This window comes from Xanthomonas sp. NCPPB 1062 (assembly GCF_041481705.2).
GTDB classification, from domain to species: Bacteria; Pseudomonadota; Gammaproteobacteria; order Xanthomonadales; family Xanthomonadaceae; genus Xanthomonas; species Xanthomonas euvesicatoria.
In genome coordinates, this window is record NZ_CM192987.1 from 2,569,349 (window position 1) to 2,585,667 (window position 16,319).

The following is a 16,319-nucleotide window of genomic DNA, read 5'->3' on the forward strand; positions in this document are numbered from 1 at the left end:
CGGCCGGATGCTGAAGAGGGCGCGCATCATACCGCGGCCACGTCGCTCAGGGCGCAAGTGGTGGCTTGCCGCGCTTGGCCCTGAAGTAATTGGTCAGCCGCAGGCTCGCCTCGGCCGCAAGCACGCCACCGCACACCTGCACGCGATGATTGTGGCGCGGGTCGGCAAGCAGGTCGAAGACGCTGCCGCAGGCGCCGGTCTTGGGATCGCTGGCGGCGAACACCACGCGCGCGATCCGCGCATGAATCATCGCCATCGCGCACATCGCGCACGGCTCCAGGGTGACGTACAGCGTGCAGCCGATCAGACGGTGATTGGCCAGACGGCGCCCGGCTTCGCGCATTGCCACGATTTCGGCATGTGCGCTGGGGTCGTGGCTGGCGATATTGAAATTCCAGCCTTCGCCAAGCACGTTGCCTTGCGCATCGACCAGCAGCGCGCCGACCGGGATTTCGTCATAGTCGCGCTCGGCACGCTCGGCCAATTGCAAGGCATGCCGCATCCAGTGCTCATCGATCGCCGCGTACGGCGTTTCGGTCGGCGCATCGATGGGCACACTCACGTGGCCGCACCGCCCTGGCGGTCCAGGAACGCGGCGAACGCGGCAACCGTGGCTTCGCTGACATGGTGTTCGATGCCCTCCGCGTCGCGGCGCGCGGTGGCTTCGTCGATGCCAAGCGCAAGCAGGAAGCGCTCCACGATCTGGTGGCGCTGCCGGCTGGAGGCGGCCAGCGCCTCGCCGGCCGGGGTCAGGAACACTCCGCGGTAGGGGCGCTGCACGACCCACCCATCGCGCACCAGCCGCTTGAGCATCTTGGCCACGGTGGGCTGCGCCACACCCAGGCGCGCCGCGATATCGACCTGGCGTGCCTCGCCGCCATCCACCAGCAGATCGGAGATGAGCTCCACGTAGTCTTCGACCAGCTCGGCGCGGCGCGCTTCGCGTACCTGACGGAAGCTCTCCATGTGCACCTGCGCATCGATCAGGACCGGCGCGGCCGCTTCCACCTTTTCGCTCTTGCCCACCCTCGTCCTCGTCATCGTCGCCGGCGTCGATGCCGGGCGCATAGTTTGAAGCACACGGCAGATCAATACGATTCAAATTGCCAATGCTCAACAGCATAGCAACTGCTATATGATGCATTGACCCCGTTGTGACCCGAGTGCATGTCCGCCAACACCGCCGCCTCAGCGCCATCGCCAGCCACCGCCAACGGCGGCCTGGGCGACCACCAGGCCAGCGTCTCCGTGCCCAAGGGCGGCCATTGGTGGTTCCGCCTGCTGGCCTTCCTAGGACCGGGCTACATGGTGTCGGTGGGCTATATGGACCCGGGCAACTGGGCTACCGATCTGGCCGGCGGCTCGCAGTTCGGCTACCTGCTGCTGTCGGTGATCCTGTTGTCGAACCTGATGGCGATCGTGCTGCAAGGCCTGTCGGCGCGGCTGGGCATCGCGACCGGGCTGGATCTGGCGCAGGCCTGTCGCGTGCGTTATCCGCGTGGCGTCAACCTGGCGCTGTGGGGCATTTGCGAACTGGCCATCATCGCCTGCGATCTGGCCGAGGTCATCGGTACCGCGATTGCGTTGAAGCTGTTGTTCGGGATTCCGCTCACCATGGGCGCGATCATCACCGCGGTGGATGTGGTGCTGGTGTTGCTACTGATGAACCGCGGCTTCCGCGCGCTGGAAGCCTTCGTGATCGCGCTGCTGCTGATCATCTTCGTGTGTTTCGGCATCCAGATCGCGCTGGCCGCACCGCCGGTTGCGGCGATCCTGGGCGGTTTCATTCCGCGTGCGCAGGTGGTCACCGACCCGCAGGCGCTGTATCTGGCGATCGGCATCATCGGGGCGACGGTGATGCCACACAACCTGTATCTGCATTCCTCGATCGTGCAGACGCGCGCGTATCCGCGGACCGATGTCGGCCGGAAATCGGCGCTGCGTTGGGCGGTCACCGACAGCACCGTGGCGTTGATGTTCGCGCTGTTCATCAATGCCTCGATCCTGATCCTGGCTGCGGCGGTGTTCCATGCGCAGGGCCGCACCGACGTGCAGGAGATCGAACAGGCGCATGCGTTGCTGGCGCCGATGCTGGGCGTCGGCCTGGCCTCGACGCTGTTTGCGGTGGCGCTGCTCGCCTCGGGCATCAACTCCACCGTGACCGCAACGTTGGCCGGGCAGATCGTGATGGAAGGTTTCCTGCAATTACGCCTGCCGCCGTGGATACGGCGCTTGCTCACCCGCGGTATCGCCATCGTGCCGGTGGTCATCGTGACCTGGCTGTATGGCGAAGCCGGTACCGCACGGTTGTTGGTACTCAGCCAGGTGGTGTTGTCGATGCAGCTGCCGTTTGCGGTGATTCCGCTGGTGCGCTTCGTGTCCGACCGGCAATTGATGGGCGCGCTGGTAGCGCCAGCGTGGCTGGTACGCATCGCGTGGGTGATCGCGGCGGTGATCGTATGCCTCAATCTGAAGCTGCTGTGGGATACCGCGCTGCATTGTGATGCGGCATCGGCTCGGGTGTTGCACCGGCGTTCGATCAATTGTTTCGCATCGCCCGGACAGCTGGAAGACGACGTCGCGCTTTCTTCCCTTCAACGCGCACCATCGCTGTTGGTGATGCTTGAGAGCTTACCCAGCGTGTCCTGCGATGATGGCTGGACACGCTCTCTGCAGCAGACTCGACTGACTCGAGGTGGCGGTGCCCTCGCCGCTCGCAGGACACGCCGCAAGTACCTCCCATGTAGGCTCGATGTCGGGATCCATGCTGCCAACGGTGAGCACACCGCACCAGACAGGTGCTCGGTGAGGTGATTGAAGAGCGAAACATCACGCTACCGCTTGAGCCCGTCGCCAGCGCTGTGCGCATGTATACGTTTCTTCCATTACGGCCTGCGCATCGCTCGAATCGACCACATTCTGCGCCAGTTCGCGCACTGCGCACGCATGTGCAATCTGCCTCGTGCCCCACGCGCTCTACTTGGCGCATGCACCGGTGTGTCTTTTGCCTGCAGTGGCCTTGCGCTGCGTAGGCATGCCTTGCATGACGCGCCAACGCGCGCATGCGACCGCCGGGCTGCATGCCCTCGCCTGCAGGAGTTCTTATGGATCCGTTCGAGACGTATCCGGCCGATGCCGGGCGCCGCCAATTTCTCATTTCCGGCACGGCAGCCGTGGCAGCGTTATCGCTGCCACATCTCGCCAGCGCTGCCGCGGCCACGCGCATGCCATCCACCTCCTCGCCCCACTCGTCCACTCACGGAGTCAAGCAGATGTCCAATTTCGTCAAACGTCCCGACGGCGCCAACATTTTCTACAAGGACTGGGGCAAGGGCCAACCGGTCGTGTTTTCGCACGGCTGGCCGCTCAGCGCCGATGCCTGGGATGCGCAGATGTTGTTCATGGGCCAGCACGGCTTCCGCGTGATTGCGCATGACCGCCGCAGCCACGGCCGTTCGTCGCAGACCTGGGACGGCAACGATATGGACACCTACGCCGACGATCTGGCCGCGGTGATCGAGGCGCTGGATCTGAAGGATGCGATCCTGGTGGGCCATTCCACCGGCGGTGGCGAAGTGGCGCATTACGTTGGCCGCCATGGCAGCAAGCGCGTGGCCAAGGTGGTGCTGGTAGGCGCCGTGCCGCCGCAGATGGTCAAGAGCCCGACCAACCCGGGCGGCCTGCCGATGAGCGTGTTCGACGGCATTCGTGACGGTGTGGCCAAGGATCGTTCGCAGTTTTATCAGGACCTGACCACGCCGTTCTTCGGCGCCAACCGCGATGGCCACAAGGTCACCCAGGGCATGCGCGATGCGTTCTGGCTGCAGGGCATGCTGGGTGGGCATAAGGGTCAGTACGACTGCATCAGGGAATTTTCCGAAGTCGATTACACGCCCGACCTGAAGAAGATCGATGTGCCGGCGCTGGTGGTACATGGCGACGACGATCAGATCGTGCCGATCGATGCGTCCGGCAAGATGTCGGCCAAGATCATCAAGAATGCAGAATTGAAGATCTATGCCGGCGCGCCGCACGGCCTGACCGTGACCCATGCGGACCAGTTCAACAAGGATCTGCTGGCGTTCGCAAAAGCCTGACCGAAGTTGGATGGATCGGCGAAAGGCCGGCTCGACAGAGCCGGCCTTTTTTGATCTGGCGCTAGTGATCGCGCAAGCACAGCTCACGCCCGGACAGGTTGTTGTCGGGCGGTATCGACGCTGCGCTCGGACCTACACCTTGCCAGTGATGGATCCCGATTCGCACACTGGCCAGGTCTGCCTGACGGTGAGAGTCGTTGCTGTTCGCTGCGCTTCTCAGGCTCAGTCGAGATCTTGGTTGACTGAGGGCATCATGCGCTCGCCGCTCTCAGGACACGCCGCATGCTCCCGGCACCGTGGCGCTTCAGCGCAGCAACCAGTCGGCCAGCAGGAACCCCACGCTCATCGCCACGACGAGCAATGCACCGGTCAGACGTGGCGGAGCGGGCAACGGCAAGTCAAGCAACCGGCAGCCGATGCCGATCGCCAATGCGAGCAGGACCCCGAGCACTGCCAGGCTCATGCATCGCCCTGCCGGCCAACGCGGCCGCTGGGTCCGCCGCAATGCTCTAAATTCCTCGCGGCACGCCGGGCCAGAAAGCGGTCGGCCAGTGCATAGCCGCACGTCATTGCCAGCACCAGCAGCGCGCCGACGAAGGCCGTTGGTGCAGGCGATGGAATGCCGGCCACACGGCAGCCGAAGCCGATTGCCACACCCAGCGCGACACCGCTGATGAACTTCCAATTCATGGCATCAGATATCCGAGTGCGCGTGCGGCGGCAGCGCAGCACCGCCGCCACCGACGAAGTGGCGCACCACCGGCGCGCGCTCGCCGTGATGCAGGGCGCGGATCTGTTCTTGCAATTGGCGGTCGTCGCCGGTGACGCGTTCGTGCTGCCGCAGATGCTCCAGCCATGAGGCGACGATGAAGTATTCCAATTGCACACCCGGCGTTGCAGCGTCTTCGGCAATGCCCCAGACCACGGCGCCGTCGCGGCGGCGCGCGTTGCCCAGTTGCGTCATCAACTGCAAGAACGCGACGCGTGCCTCGGCAGCGATACGGTATTCCACCGTGACCAGCACCGGGCCGCGGTCGTGCTCGACGCGATCGGTTTGCGCAGGTGCAGGCCAATGTCCGCCGGGGGCGAGGTCCAGCTGTTCGGTTCCGGCAATCCGCGCGCGTTTGACCAATAGCGCGGCGATCACTGCACCGGCAGCGGCGATCTGCAGTGCTGTCGCAATCGACGTGCGTTGCGCCAACGCACCCCATAACAGCGAGCCGCTGGCCATGCCTGCGGAAAACACCACGATGTACAGCGACAATGCACGCGCACGCACCCACGCAGGGACGGCGGTCTGTGCGGCGATCTGCAACGACGACAGCACCGTGATCCAGGCCAGACCGTTCACCACCATCACCACGCACAACACGCCAAGCAGCCGCGCCAACGCCAACCCCAGCAGCGATGCGGCGCACACCAGGGTGGCAACGAACACCAGCAGATCGCGGTCGTAGCGCGCACGCAGGCGCGGCAACAGCAAGGCGCCGCTGATTGCGCCCATGCCAATGCAGCCGAGCAAAATGCCGTAGCTGCCAGCGCCCAGCTGCATATCGCGGCGGACCACCAGCGGCAGCAGCGCCGTCAACGCGCTGGCGAACACGAAAAAACCGGCAGCCTTGATCAGCACCGCCTGCAGGCGACCGGCGCGCGCGGCGTAGCGCAACCCTGCGCGCAGGCCTGCGCCAAAGCTCTCCGGCGGCAGCGCCGAGGCACGCACATCGCGGCGCCACCGCCACAGCACGTACAGCATCATCCCAAAGGTCAGCCCGTTGAGCAGGAAGGCCCACGGCGGGCCGAATTGCGCCACGATCAGCCCACCCACGGCCGGGCCGATCGATCGCGCGATGTTCATGCCGATCGAATTGAGCGCCACCGCCGAAGCCAGCATCGGGCGCGGCACCAGTTCCGACACGATCGCCGCCTGCGCCGGCATCGCCATTGCTGCGCCCACGCCCATTGCAAAGGTGAGCGCCACCAAGACCCACGGCGTCAGCAACTGCAGATGCGCCAATAACGCGAGCATACCGCCCACCAGCAGCATCCAGGCCTGGGTCAACAGCAGGTAGCGACGACGGTCGACGATGTCGGCCAGCGTGCCGGCGACCAGTGCCAATAGCACCACCGGCAAGGTGGTGGCCGACTGCACCGCCGCCACCATCAATGGCGAGCCGGTCTGTTCGGCCATCACCCAGGACGCGGCGACATCATTGATCCAGGTACCGACGTTGCTGCCCAGGATCGCCAGCCACAAGGCACGGAAGACCGGCTCACGCAGCGGCGCCCAGGCACCACCTTCGGCAGGTGCGGCAGAAACAGTCATCGCGGCAAGGCTCCAGGCAATGGGACGAAACAGACAACGCACAGGTGTGCCGCGCGCAACGCACAGGCACGCAGATGTGCTGGCGATACCGCCATCAGAACGCGAAGCACGCGCATCCCAAGGCGCCCCAGAAGCTACGTAGATCATCGGTTGGGACCGCATGTCGCCCGGCGTGCGCGTGCGCGCCGTGGGCACGACACGCGTGGCCGTGTGCATGCGTGTGCGTTGCAGCGGACAGCCCGCTTACCGCGCCTCCAACCTGGTAGCCGCCGAACCGATTCACCGGCGACCAGTCCGGCATGGCAGGCGGCAGCGTGGGAGCGAGCGCAGCAAAGTCGCCATCGCCATGCACAACACGCCCGCCCAGCACGGTCAGCACGCTGGTGATGTCGGCGATGGCCGCATCGTCGATGCGGAAGTAATCGTCAGACAACACGATGAAGTCGGCCAACTGCCCTACCGCCAAGGTGCCCTTACGGGTCTCGTCGCCGGAAAACCAGGCGCTGCCCTGCGTCCACAAGCGCAACGCTTGTTCGCGATCGAGCAGATTCTCCTCGCCATACAGGGCCAGACCGCCTACCGTGCGGCCGGTGACCAGCCACGACAGCGCCACCCACGGGTTGTAGCTGGCCACGCGCGTGGCATCGGTGCCTGCGCCGACCGGAATTCCCGCTGCGAGCATGCGTCGCACTGGCGGCGTCTGTTTTGCAGCCTGCACACCGTAGCGCTGCACGAACGCCTCGCCCTGGTAGGCCATACGATGCTGCACGGCGATGCCGCCGTTCAAGGCGCGGATGCGGTCGATATTGCGCGGGGTAATCGTTTCGGCATGGTCGATGAACCAATGCAGGCCGTCGAACGGGATGTCGGCGTTGACCTTTTCATAGACATCGAGAATGCGCGCGATGCTTTGGTCGTATGTCGCATGGATACGAAATGGCCAGCGCTTTTCCACCAATAGCCGCACCACCTGCTCCAGCTCGGGCTCCAGCGCCGCCGGCAGCTCTGGGCGCGGCTCGCTGAATTGTTCGAAGTCTGCCGCGGAAAACACCAGCATCTCGCCGGCGCCGTTGTGACGCAGCAGGTCATCGCCCTTGCGCACCGGCAGTAAGTCGGTCCAGCCGCGGAAGTCCTCGACCTCCCTGCCCTTGTTCTGGGTGAACAGGTTATAGGCAATGCGCACGCTCAGTTGGCCGGCTGCGTGCAGCTGTTCGATGACCTGGTAATCCTCCGGATAATTCTGGAAACCACCACCGGCGTCGATCACCGAGGTGATCCCGAGCCGGTTGAGCTCGCGCATGAAATGGCGAGTGGAATTGGCCTGGTATTCCAGCGGCAGACGCGGGCCTTTGGCCAGACTTGCGTAAAGGATCAACGCGTTGGGCTTGGCCAGCAGCAACCCCGTGGGGTTGCCCAACTTGTCGCGCTCGATGCGCCCGCCCGGCGGATCCGGCGTGGTCTTGTCGTAGCCGCAGGCTCGCAGCGCGGCACGATTGAGCAAGGCACGGTCGTACAGATGCAACAGAAACACCGGCGTGTCCGGCGCGATGGCGTTGATCTCCTCGAGCGTGGGCAGGCGCTTTTCAGCGAACTGATGCGCAGTGAACCCGCCAACCACGCGCACCCACTGCGGCGCTGGCGTGCGATCGACCTGCACCTTCAGCATGGCCATGGCGTCGGCCAGCGAGCGCACGCCATCCCAGCGCAGCTCCAGGTTGTAGTTCAGACCACCACGGATCAGATGGGTGTGGCTGTCGTTGAGGCCGGGCAGCAACCGCCGCCCCTGCGCATCGATGGTGCGCATGCCCTGCGCCAAGGCCATGATCTGCGCATCGTCGCCGACTGCCACGATGCGTCCATCGGCAACGGCGATGGCAGTGGCACTGGGCTGGCGCGGATCGAGCGTGGTAATGCGCGCATTGCGAACGACGAGATCGACCATGGGAGACTTCCCTGACGCAGACGAGGCAGCCGGCAATGCACCCAACGCAAGACCGGCTGCGGCGCCCTGCATCCACAAGCGTCGACCGGCATCGTGATTGCCCGCAGTGGGGCTCATGCCGCGCGCCTACGCAGACGATCCAGCGACCAGTCGCCACCACCGACTGCAGCCAGTGACAGCAAGACGACCATCCACATCAGCGGATACTCCATGCCGCCGTGCATCCAGAACCATCCGTTGGGAATGGCAACCAGCACGGTGGTTGCGATGAACAGCGCTGCCAATGCGGCGCTGGCACGCGTCCACATTCCCAGCAAGACCGCCAGCCCGGAGAGGGTCTGCATCAGGGCCAGCAGCAGCGGTAACGGTGCAGCGGATGGAAGGCCGAACTGCTGCAACTCGGCGGCGAACCCGGTCAGGCCCGGTCCACCGAACCAGCCCAGCAACTTGCCCAGCCCATGCGGCAGCAGGAAGCCGCCGCCGGCGATGCGCAGCATCAGCAACGCTGACGAAAGTCCGGCGGTGCCACGTGGTGCCGATAGGTTCAATGCCCGCCTTCCTGCGCACCGAACATGCTCTTGGCGTACTGGATGCCGATCCCGTAGCCGCCAGCATGCGCGCGTGCAATGCCGGTGGTCAGCGCATAGGTGTCGCTACGTGCCCAGTCGCGCTGCAATTCCAGCAGGTACTGCACACTGGTCATGGGCGCAGCGCCGGCCTGCACCATGCGCATAACGGCACGTTCGTGCGCCTCGTCGCTCACGTCGCCGCAAGCATCGGTGATGACGTACACCTCGAACCCTTGGTCGATCGCCGACAGTGTCGGGCCTACGATGCACACGCTGGTCCACAGACCGGCGATCACCAGACGCTGCTTGCCGAGTGCGTTGATGCGATCGATCACGCCCTGGTCTTCCCAGGCGTTCATGCTGGTGCGATCCAATACCGGCTCATCCGGAAAGATGTCCGGCAACTCCGGGAACAACGGGCCGGAGAACGATTTTTCTGCGACGGTGGTCAGGATCACCGGCACCTTGAAGCCTTTGGCGCCCTTTGCAATCAAGGACACATTGTTGCGCAGCGCCGAAATGTCGATGGTGTGCGTGGCGAACGCCATCTGCGATTGATGGTCGATCAGAATCAGGGTGTGATCGCCAGGCGATAGCAAGGATGTGCCGGGCACGGCAATTGCAGTGGTCATGCGGGTTGCTCCATGGAAAGTGACACCGATTCATCGCCGCGCCGCTGCGATGAGGGCATGTGTGCAGCCCCGCATGTCTCCATCGCCGTCTGCGCGGCGAAACGCGCCGGCGTGCACCCGGTGGCGTTGCGAAAGCTGCGAACGAAGTGGCTTTGATCGAAGAAGCACAGATCGGTGGCGATCTGGCTGATGGTGTGGCGGCCTTCGCGCAACATCGCCTGGGCACGTTCGAGCCGACGATGACGCAGGTATTCCATTGGACTGGCGCCGACCGCATCGCGAAATACGCGGGCGAAATGGAAGCGGCTCAGACAGGCAGCTTGCGCGAGATGCGCCACGCTGACAGGTTCGTACAGATGCGTGTCGATGTACTGCATTGCGCGCGCAACAGCGCGCACACGCGGCGCCTGCGTTTGCATGCGTCCTGCAGCACGCGTCTCGGGGCAAGCGATGGCAGTCAGAGGTGCCACGGGGCGTCTCCGGGGGGAATGACCGCATGGTGCCGGGGACAGCCTCGTTGCCCTACCCCTGATGGTGAGGCGAATCTTTCCCTCTTTCGGGGGAGCGCTTGCACGTCTTCGCCACGGGCAGCGGCCTGGATGCAATGCGCGTTCGATCGAGCGCGGCGTCATGCCCCGGTGCAGTGCCAGTGCGATCCAGAGAGCGCAGACGCATCGCCACACATCGCGCTGATCAGACGGCGCGCGGTTGTTCAATATCGCGATCAACATGCAACAGCGCGTCGCGGCGACCGCCAAGCAACCGCAACCGCAACGCGGTGCAGTGAGGCTGCAGCATGCCGAGGCGTTGCGCGCCGCCCTACGGTTCGCGCATCACGCGCGCGGCCTGAGTCAGTCGCTAAACGAATTCTTCCCGCACGTCCCTCCCCCGAAAGAGGTGGTGGTGCTTCCCCCGATCCCGCCCGACAATGATGCGATGCCGCATGCGTCCGTCATCCATTCGCTTTGCTTGTCGCGCTTGCGCGCGGCAGCGGTGGTGGCGCTGTGGTGGCTACTCCTGCTCTGTCGTCCTGCCTGCGCAGCCGGCATCGCCGCGACTCGCGACGGGCTGCTGCAGTTCCACCACACGGCCTGGAGCATCGAGCGCGGTGCGCCGGCCGACATCTGGGACATCCAGCAAGCCGATGGCGGCGCGCTGTGGCTGGCGACTGGCTTCGGGCTGTTCAAGTTCGACGGCGAACACTTCACCCGGCAGGCAGCGCCGGAGGGCGAAGCCTATGCATCGCACAACATGACCGCACTGTCGCTGACCACCGACGACGGCGCGTGGATCGGCTATTTCAATGCCGGCATCGATCGCCTGGCCGACGGCCATCTCACCCATTTCGTCCCCGGCAAGGATGTGCCGGATGGGATGGTCTTCCGCATCGAGCGCGATGGCAGCGGCCGTCTGTGGGCCGCCATCGATGGCGGGCTGTGCTGGTTTGACGGACAACGCTGGCATCGCGCCGGTGCCGACTGGGGCTACCCGGAATCCAGCGCGCAATGGCTGCTGCGCGATCGCCGCGGCATCTTGTGGGTGAGCGATGGCAGCCGCATCCTGTCGCTGCAACCGGGTGCACGACGCTTCGAATCCAGTGGCCAGCAGGTCGGGCACTTCACCACCATGGCCGAGCACCCGGGCGGCGCGATCTGGGTCGCCGATCCGCACCGCGGCGTGTTCGCGCTCACCGATGCGCATGGCGTGGTGTTACCCGCCGTGGCACGCAACCGGCTGCAGTTTCCCGGCTTGTTCGCGCACCGCATCCGTTTCATGCGCGATGGCGCGCTGTGGGGCAGCGACTACATCGCAGGCGGGGTGTTCCGTGTCGCCCAACCCACATCGCCGGCGCCGGTGCTCGAACGCTATGGCCCGCTGCAGGGTCTGACCTCCTCCACTGCCGGCCCGCTGCTGGAAGACCACGAAGGCAACCTCTGGGCCGGCACCAATCTGGGGCTCAACCGCTTCCGCCATCGGGCCCTGCTGCCGCTGGCGGCATTGCTGCCCGGCCAGACCACGGCGGTGGCGGTCTTTGCAACCGTCGCCACGCCAAGTGCACCGGTGTTGCTGGCGGTCCTGCGCGACGAGCGCCAGCTGGCATTGACGCGGACCGGCATCCAGGCCCTGCAACGCGGCGCGCCTGTCGGCGTGCTCCAGGTGCCGTCCAACGCCAACGGCTGGTTGCTCGGCGACAACCGCCTGCTGCGCCTGCACGCAGGCCGCACTCACTCCCTGCCCCTGCCGCAGGATGCGCGCACCGGATCGATCCGCGCGTTTGCCGTCGATGCCCAGGGCTCGCCCTGGGCGTGTCCCGATGCCAGCGGCCCGCAGCGCTGGGACGGCCATCGCTGGCAGCCGATTGCGAGCTTGCAGGACCAACCCTGTTCGGTCCTGGTGGCCGCGCCCGATGGCGCGCTGTGGGTAGGCAGCGTCACAGGCGAGCTCAGCGTGCTGCGTGGCGGGCAGGTGCAGCACTACACCGCCAACAACGGCTTGTCGGTCGGCCCGATCACCGCCATTTGGCGCAGCGCAGCCCTCACCCTGGTGGCCGGCGAAAGCGGGCTGGCAGTGCTCGGCAGCGATGGCCGCTTCCAGCAGGTGGCCGATCAGGCCAATCCGGTGTTGCAGGGCATCACCGGCATCGCGCGCGACCGTCACGACACCTTCTGGTTGAACGGCAATCGTGGCGTCGTGCAAATCGGCCGGCAGGCATTGCTGCGCAGCCTGCGCAACGGCCTGGTCAGCCCCACGCTGCGCCTGTACGACATCATGGATGGCCTGCCCGGCGTCGCCCAGCAGGCCACCCCGGTGCCGACCGCGATCGCCGCGGCCGATGGCCTGCTCTGGTTCACCACCAACCAGGGCCTGGCCTGGCTCGACCCCGAGCGAACCTATCGCAACCCGACCGCGCCGAAGGTCTTCATCACCGAGGTGGTTGCCAACGACCGGCCTTACCCGCGTCAGGACGGCCTGCACCTGCCCAAGTGGACCGACCGTCTGCGCATCGGCTACGACGCCATCAGCCTCACCCGCCCGGAGCGCGTGCGGTTCCGCTACCGGCTGGAGGGGGTGGATGCACGCTGGCAGGACGCCGGCAACCGCAACGAGGCCTTCTATACCAACCTTGCACCGGGGCGTTACCGCTTCCGTATTGCGGCCGCCAACAACGACGGCCTGTGGAATGCACGCGGCGACACCCTGGCCTTCGTCATCGAACCGGCCTTCATCCAGACCTGGCAGTTCAAGGCCTGCTGCGCGCTGACGTCGCTACTGGCGCTGGGCGTTGCCTGGCGCATGCGGACCCGGCAGGTGGCCGGGCGCCTGCGCGCGCGTCTGGAAGAGCGCTACCGCGAACGCGAACGCATCGCCCGCGAATTGCACGACACCTTGCTGCAGGGCACCCAGGGGCTGATCCTGCGGCTGCATACTGCCAGCCGCTCGCTTCCCTGGAACGATCCGCGCCGGCTGGAGCTGGAACAGGCGGTGGATCTGGCCGAAAACGCGCTTGCCGAAGGCCGCGACCGCGTCAACGGCTTGCGCGACAGCCAGTCCCTGCACGAAGACCTGGCCGCCGCCCTGCAACGGGCGCGCAACGCCACCATGCCGCCGCCAACGGCCGCACTGCAGGTCTGCGTCGAAGGCCGGCCCATGCGCCTGCGTCCCTTGGTGGCCGACGAGCTGTTCCAACTCGGGCGCGAAGCGCTCGCCAATGCCGACCGGCACGCCAACGCCACCGCCATCGCGCTGGAACTGCGTTACGGTTCTCGTGACTTCACGCTGCGCATCCGCGACGATGGCCGCGGCCTGGACCCGGACGTGCTGCACGGCCACGCCCGCACCGGGCACTGGGGCCTGACCGGCATGCAGGAACGCGCGCAGCGCATCGGCGCCAAGATGCAGCTGTGGTCGCGTCCCGGCAGCGGCACCGAAATCCAGATCACCCTGGCCGCCCGTGCCGCCTACCTGCGCGCCAAGCGGTGGTGGTGGCCATTTCACACCGCACGACCCACGGAGAGTTCCAATGGCTGACATGGCCCGACCAACCGGGGTGCTGGTGGTAGACGACCATCCACTGCTGCGCGATGGGCTCAGTGCCATGCTCGCCGCCGAGCACGACATGCGCGTGGTTGGCGAAGCGGAAGACGGCGAGCAGGCAGTGGCCTGCTACATCCGCCTGCGCCCGGACGTGGTGTTGATGGATCTGCAGATGCCGCGCGTGGACGGGGTCGAGGCCATCCAGCGCATCCGCCAGGTCGACTCCGCCGCCAAGGTCATCGTGCTGACCACCTATACCGGCGACGTGCGCGCGGTGCGCGCCCTGCAGGCAGGCGCCTGTGGCTACCTGCTCAAGAGCGCGCTGCGCCGCGAGCTGGTCGACACCATCCGCGACGTGCGCCGGGGCCAGCGCCGGCACGTGCCGGCCTCGGTTGCCGAAAACATCGCCGCCCATGTGCTCGACGATGCCCTGTCCGCGCGCGAGACCGAAGTGCTGAACCTGGTCGCCACCGGCTGCTCCAACAAGCAGATCGGCAGTGCCTTGAGCATCTCCGAAGAAACCGTCAAGGCCCATATGAAGAACATCCTGGGCAAGCTCGGCGTGCGCGATCGCACCCATGCGGTCACCGTCGCGCTGCGGCGGGGGATCCTGTCGCTGGAGACCTGAGCGGCGGCTCGCCCATCCTGGGCCCAGCCAGCGGCGGCTTTTGCTACGCGGTCGACCATTCTTGAACGCGAGGCGACACGCGCGATAGCTCCGCGCGCTCAAACCGATCGGCTTACGCTATCGTATGCACCGCCAAGCGGCATGGGGGCCGCTTCAGCATCTGGTTCGGCAGCCGATAACGGCTACGTCCAACCGCCGCACTGCGCTGCGGCGGCACTCGACTCACTCATTTAAACGCGTTCAGGGGAATTGCGATGCTTCGTCACTCTTTGCGGGTGCGCCTGCTGTTGCCGGTGCTGGCCTTGGTGCTGGTTGTGGTGGTGGCACTGACGGTCATTCTGGCCATTACCGAAGCGAACCGGGTCAAGTTCGAAGCAGGCGACGCGATCGAACGCCAGTCGGTGTCCTTGCAGACCTTGTTCGCGGTCACCCGCGCGATGATGCTCGACCGCGTCAATTCCTCCATGCGCCAGCTGCGCAGGGAAGCCAACAAGGAGGGCGCTCCCAGCGTTGGCGGCGACGTCCGCGTTGCCGATCGTAGCGCCAACGACCTGCTGCTGGGCCAGCGCTCGCAGGCAAATGCCTTCACCTTGGTGGACGAGGTCACCGCCATCCACGAAGGTACCGCAACGCTGTTCTCGCGTACCGGCGACGACTTCGTGCGTATCTCCACCAACGTCAAGAAGGACGACGGCAGCCGCGCCATCGGCACCGTGCTCGATCCGAACGGCCAGGCCGCTGCCAAGCTGCGTAACGGCGAAAGCTTCTACGGCGTGGTCGATATTCTCGGCAACCCGTACGTCACCGGCTACGAGCCGATCTTTGCCGGCAACGACAAGCGCGTGATCGGTGCGTGGTACGTCGGTTACAAGGCAGACACCCAGGCGCTGGAAAACGTGGTCAGCAGCCGTCGCGTGCTCGACTCCGGCTTCATTGCCGTGTTCGACAGCAAGAACAAGCTGCGCTTCCAGTCCACCACCGGCGCCACCACCGATACTGCCACCATCGAGCGTATCGTCAAGGACACCCCGGATGATTGGGTCGTCACCAAGGAACAGGTACCCGATTGGGGCTTCACCCTGGTCTCGGCCTATCCCAAAAGCGACGTCAATGGCGTGATCGTGCGCCAGTCGCTGTGGATCGCCGGCATCGGTCTGCTGGTCTGCGCCTTGTTGCTCGGCCTGCAGTGGGCCTTGATCTGGAGCCGCGTGTTGCGCCCGATCCAGCACTTGACCACCGTGGCCGAAGAACTGAGCCTGGGCAAGTGGAACCACACCATCGCAGAGGTCAACCTCAAAGATGAAATCGGTACCCTGGCGCGCGCCATCTCCCGCTTGTCCAACAGCGTCCGGTTGGCCATGGAGCGCCTCAGCAAACGCTGAGTCGCTGTCACCCATTCCGTACCTGATGCTGCAAGGAAGACGCCATGTCCACTGAATTCCGTCCGCTGATCGAGATCCTGCGCGAGCTCAAAGCGCTGGCATTGAAGAAGGCGTCCGGCTTTCTGTTCATCGTCACCGAGGAAAACCACTCCTGCATCGTCCGCATCAACAGCGGGCAGATCGAAGAAGTGGTGTTCCGCATGCTGCGCAATGACGAGGCGGTGCAACGCCTCACCATGGTCAACGCGGCCAAGGCGCGCTTCCAGGCCGACCCCGGGGCCGGCCTGGGCAAACCCTCGCTGTTGAGCGACGACTCGCGGCAGTGGTTGATGGGCGGTTTTGAACAGGATCTCGGCGGCGCACCGTCGCCGGTGCGTGCGCCGGTTGCCCCGACACCGGCACCTGCCGCAGCTGTCGCAAGCGCGAGTGCGGCGCCGGTCGCCGGTGGCGACAACGCCGGGCCCGACGAGCGCGTTCGCAGTGCACTGGAATCGGTCGCGCTGAACTACCTCGGCCCGATCGCCGGCATGCTGTGCGATGAAGCCTGGGACGCCTCCAGCGACATCGAGCAGGTGCTCAGCCAGCTCGCCGCCAACCTGGCGACACCCCAGGAAGCACAAAAGTTCATGGCCGACGCCCGCGTGGCATTGGCCAAGGTTCGCTGAGGAGCATCTTCAGTTCGGCTCCTGCATCAAGGCCGCGCACTGCGCG

General features: G+C 65.6%; 14 protein-coding genes and 1 pseudogene. 6 read left to right on the top strand and 9 right to left on the bottom strand.

The genetic code is table 11. The features are described from left to right. Positions 1 to 46: 46 nt before the first annotated feature. Both tadA and mntR read right to left on the bottom strand, forming a co-directional pair. Positions 47 to 562 (bottom strand): tRNA adenosine(34) deaminase TadA, encoded by a 516-nt coding sequence (gene tadA, locus ACCQ16_RS11315; RefSeq protein WP_008577150.1) that lies wholly within the window; start codon positions 560 to 562, stop codon positions 47 to 49. Next, entirely contained in the window at positions 559 to 1,026 is a 468-nt protein-coding gene (gene mntR, locus ACCQ16_RS11320) for a manganese-binding transcriptional regulator MntR (protein WP_011347418.1), read from the bottom strand. Before mntR ends, tadA begins: the two co-directional genes overlap by 4 nt. 141 nt (positions 1,027 to 1,167) lie before the next feature. Between mntR and ACCQ16_RS11325 the strand changes: the two are divergent. Beyond that, positions 1,168 to 2,499: pseudogene (locus tag ACCQ16_RS11325) on the top strand (Nramp family divalent metal transporter); the annotation flags it as partial. 773 nt (positions 2,500 to 3,272) lie between these two features. Then, the gene (locus tag ACCQ16_RS11330; RefSeq protein ID WP_011347416.1) at positions 3,273 to 4,097 is read left to right on the top strand and encodes an alpha/beta fold hydrolase; all 825 of its coding nucleotides are present in this window, start codon (positions 3,273 to 3,275) and stop codon (positions 4,095 to 4,097) included. A 304-nt stretch (positions 4,098 to 4,401) separates the two neighbouring features. On the opposite strand, the gene ACCQ16_RS11335 is transcribed toward ACCQ16_RS11330, so the two are convergent. From ACCQ16_RS11335 to ACCQ16_RS11365, 7 genes are all read right to left on the bottom strand, one after another. Continuing rightward, positions 4,402 to 4,560 carry a XapX domain-containing protein gene (locus ACCQ16_RS11335; RefSeq protein ID WP_008577142.1) on the bottom strand — a complete coding sequence of 53 codons (159 nt, stop codon included), beginning with the start codon at positions 4,558 to 4,560 and terminating at the stop codon, positions 4,402 to 4,404. After that, positions 4,557 to 4,787 (bottom strand): DUF1427 family protein, encoded by a 231-nt coding sequence (locus ACCQ16_RS11340; RefSeq protein WP_011347415.1) that lies wholly within the window; start codon positions 4,785 to 4,787, stop codon positions 4,557 to 4,559. The genes ACCQ16_RS11335 and ACCQ16_RS11340 overlap by 4 nt, the downstream gene beginning before the upstream one ends. A gap of 4 nt (positions 4,788 to 4,791) precedes the next feature. After that, on the bottom strand, positions 4,792 to 6,420 hold the full coding sequence (locus ACCQ16_RS11345) for an MFS transporter (RefSeq protein WP_372379957.1): 1,629 nt from the start codon (positions 6,418 to 6,420) through the stop codon (positions 4,792 to 4,794). Between the two features lie 94 nt (positions 6,421 to 6,514). Beyond that, on the bottom strand, positions 6,515 to 8,362 hold the full coding sequence (locus tag ACCQ16_RS11350) for an amidohydrolase (protein WP_011347413.1): 1,848 nt from the start codon (positions 8,360 to 8,362) through the stop codon (positions 6,515 to 6,517). Positions 8,363 to 8,475: 113 nt separating this feature from the next. Then, positions 8,476 to 8,910 (bottom strand): DoxX family protein, encoded by a 435-nt coding sequence (locus tag ACCQ16_RS11355; protein ID WP_011347412.1) that lies wholly within the window; start codon positions 8,908 to 8,910, stop codon positions 8,476 to 8,478. Then, complete coding sequence (locus ACCQ16_RS11360) at positions 8,907 to 9,563, bottom strand: hydrolase (RefSeq protein ID WP_011347411.1); 657 nt, start codon at positions 9,561 to 9,563, stop codon at positions 8,907 to 8,909. The genes ACCQ16_RS11355 and ACCQ16_RS11360 overlap by 4 nt, the downstream gene beginning before the upstream one ends. Next, positions 9,560 to 9,982: a helix-turn-helix domain-containing protein gene (locus ACCQ16_RS11365; RefSeq protein WP_029819527.1), complete on the bottom strand. Its 423-nt coding sequence runs from the start codon at positions 9,980 to 9,982 to the stop codon at positions 9,560 to 9,562. Before ACCQ16_RS11365 ends, ACCQ16_RS11360 begins: the two co-directional genes overlap by 4 nt. Positions 9,983 to 10,499: 517 nt before the next feature. On the opposite strand from ACCQ16_RS11365, the gene ACCQ16_RS11370 reads away from it, so the two are divergent. The 4 genes from ACCQ16_RS11370 to ACCQ16_RS11385 all read left to right on the top strand — a co-directional run bounded on the left by ACCQ16_RS11370 (position 10,500) and on the right by ACCQ16_RS11385 (position 16,273). Then, positions 10,500 to 13,592, top strand: a complete 3,093-nt coding sequence (locus tag ACCQ16_RS11370) for a sensor histidine kinase (protein ID WP_277572737.1) — start codon at positions 10,500 to 10,502, stop codon at positions 13,590 to 13,592. Beyond that, a complete protein-coding gene (locus ACCQ16_RS11375; RefSeq protein WP_011347408.1) occupies positions 13,585 to 14,226 on the top strand; it encodes a response regulator in 642 nt (213 codons plus the stop codon). The genes ACCQ16_RS11370 and ACCQ16_RS11375 overlap by 8 nt, the downstream gene beginning before the upstream one ends. A 254-nt stretch (positions 14,227 to 14,480) precedes the next feature. Continuing rightward, positions 14,481 to 15,608 carry a Cache 3/Cache 2 fusion domain-containing protein gene (locus tag ACCQ16_RS11380; RefSeq protein ID WP_029819529.1) on the top strand — a complete coding sequence of 376 codons (1,128 nt, stop codon included), beginning with the start codon at positions 14,481 to 14,483 and terminating at the stop codon, positions 15,606 to 15,608. Between the two features lie 44 nt (positions 15,609 to 15,652). After that, entirely contained in the window at positions 15,653 to 16,273 is a 621-nt protein-coding gene (locus tag ACCQ16_RS11385; RefSeq protein ID WP_031422913.1) for a DUF8082 domain-containing protein, read from the top strand. The last annotated feature ends 46 nt before the right edge of the window (positions 16,274 to 16,319 follow it).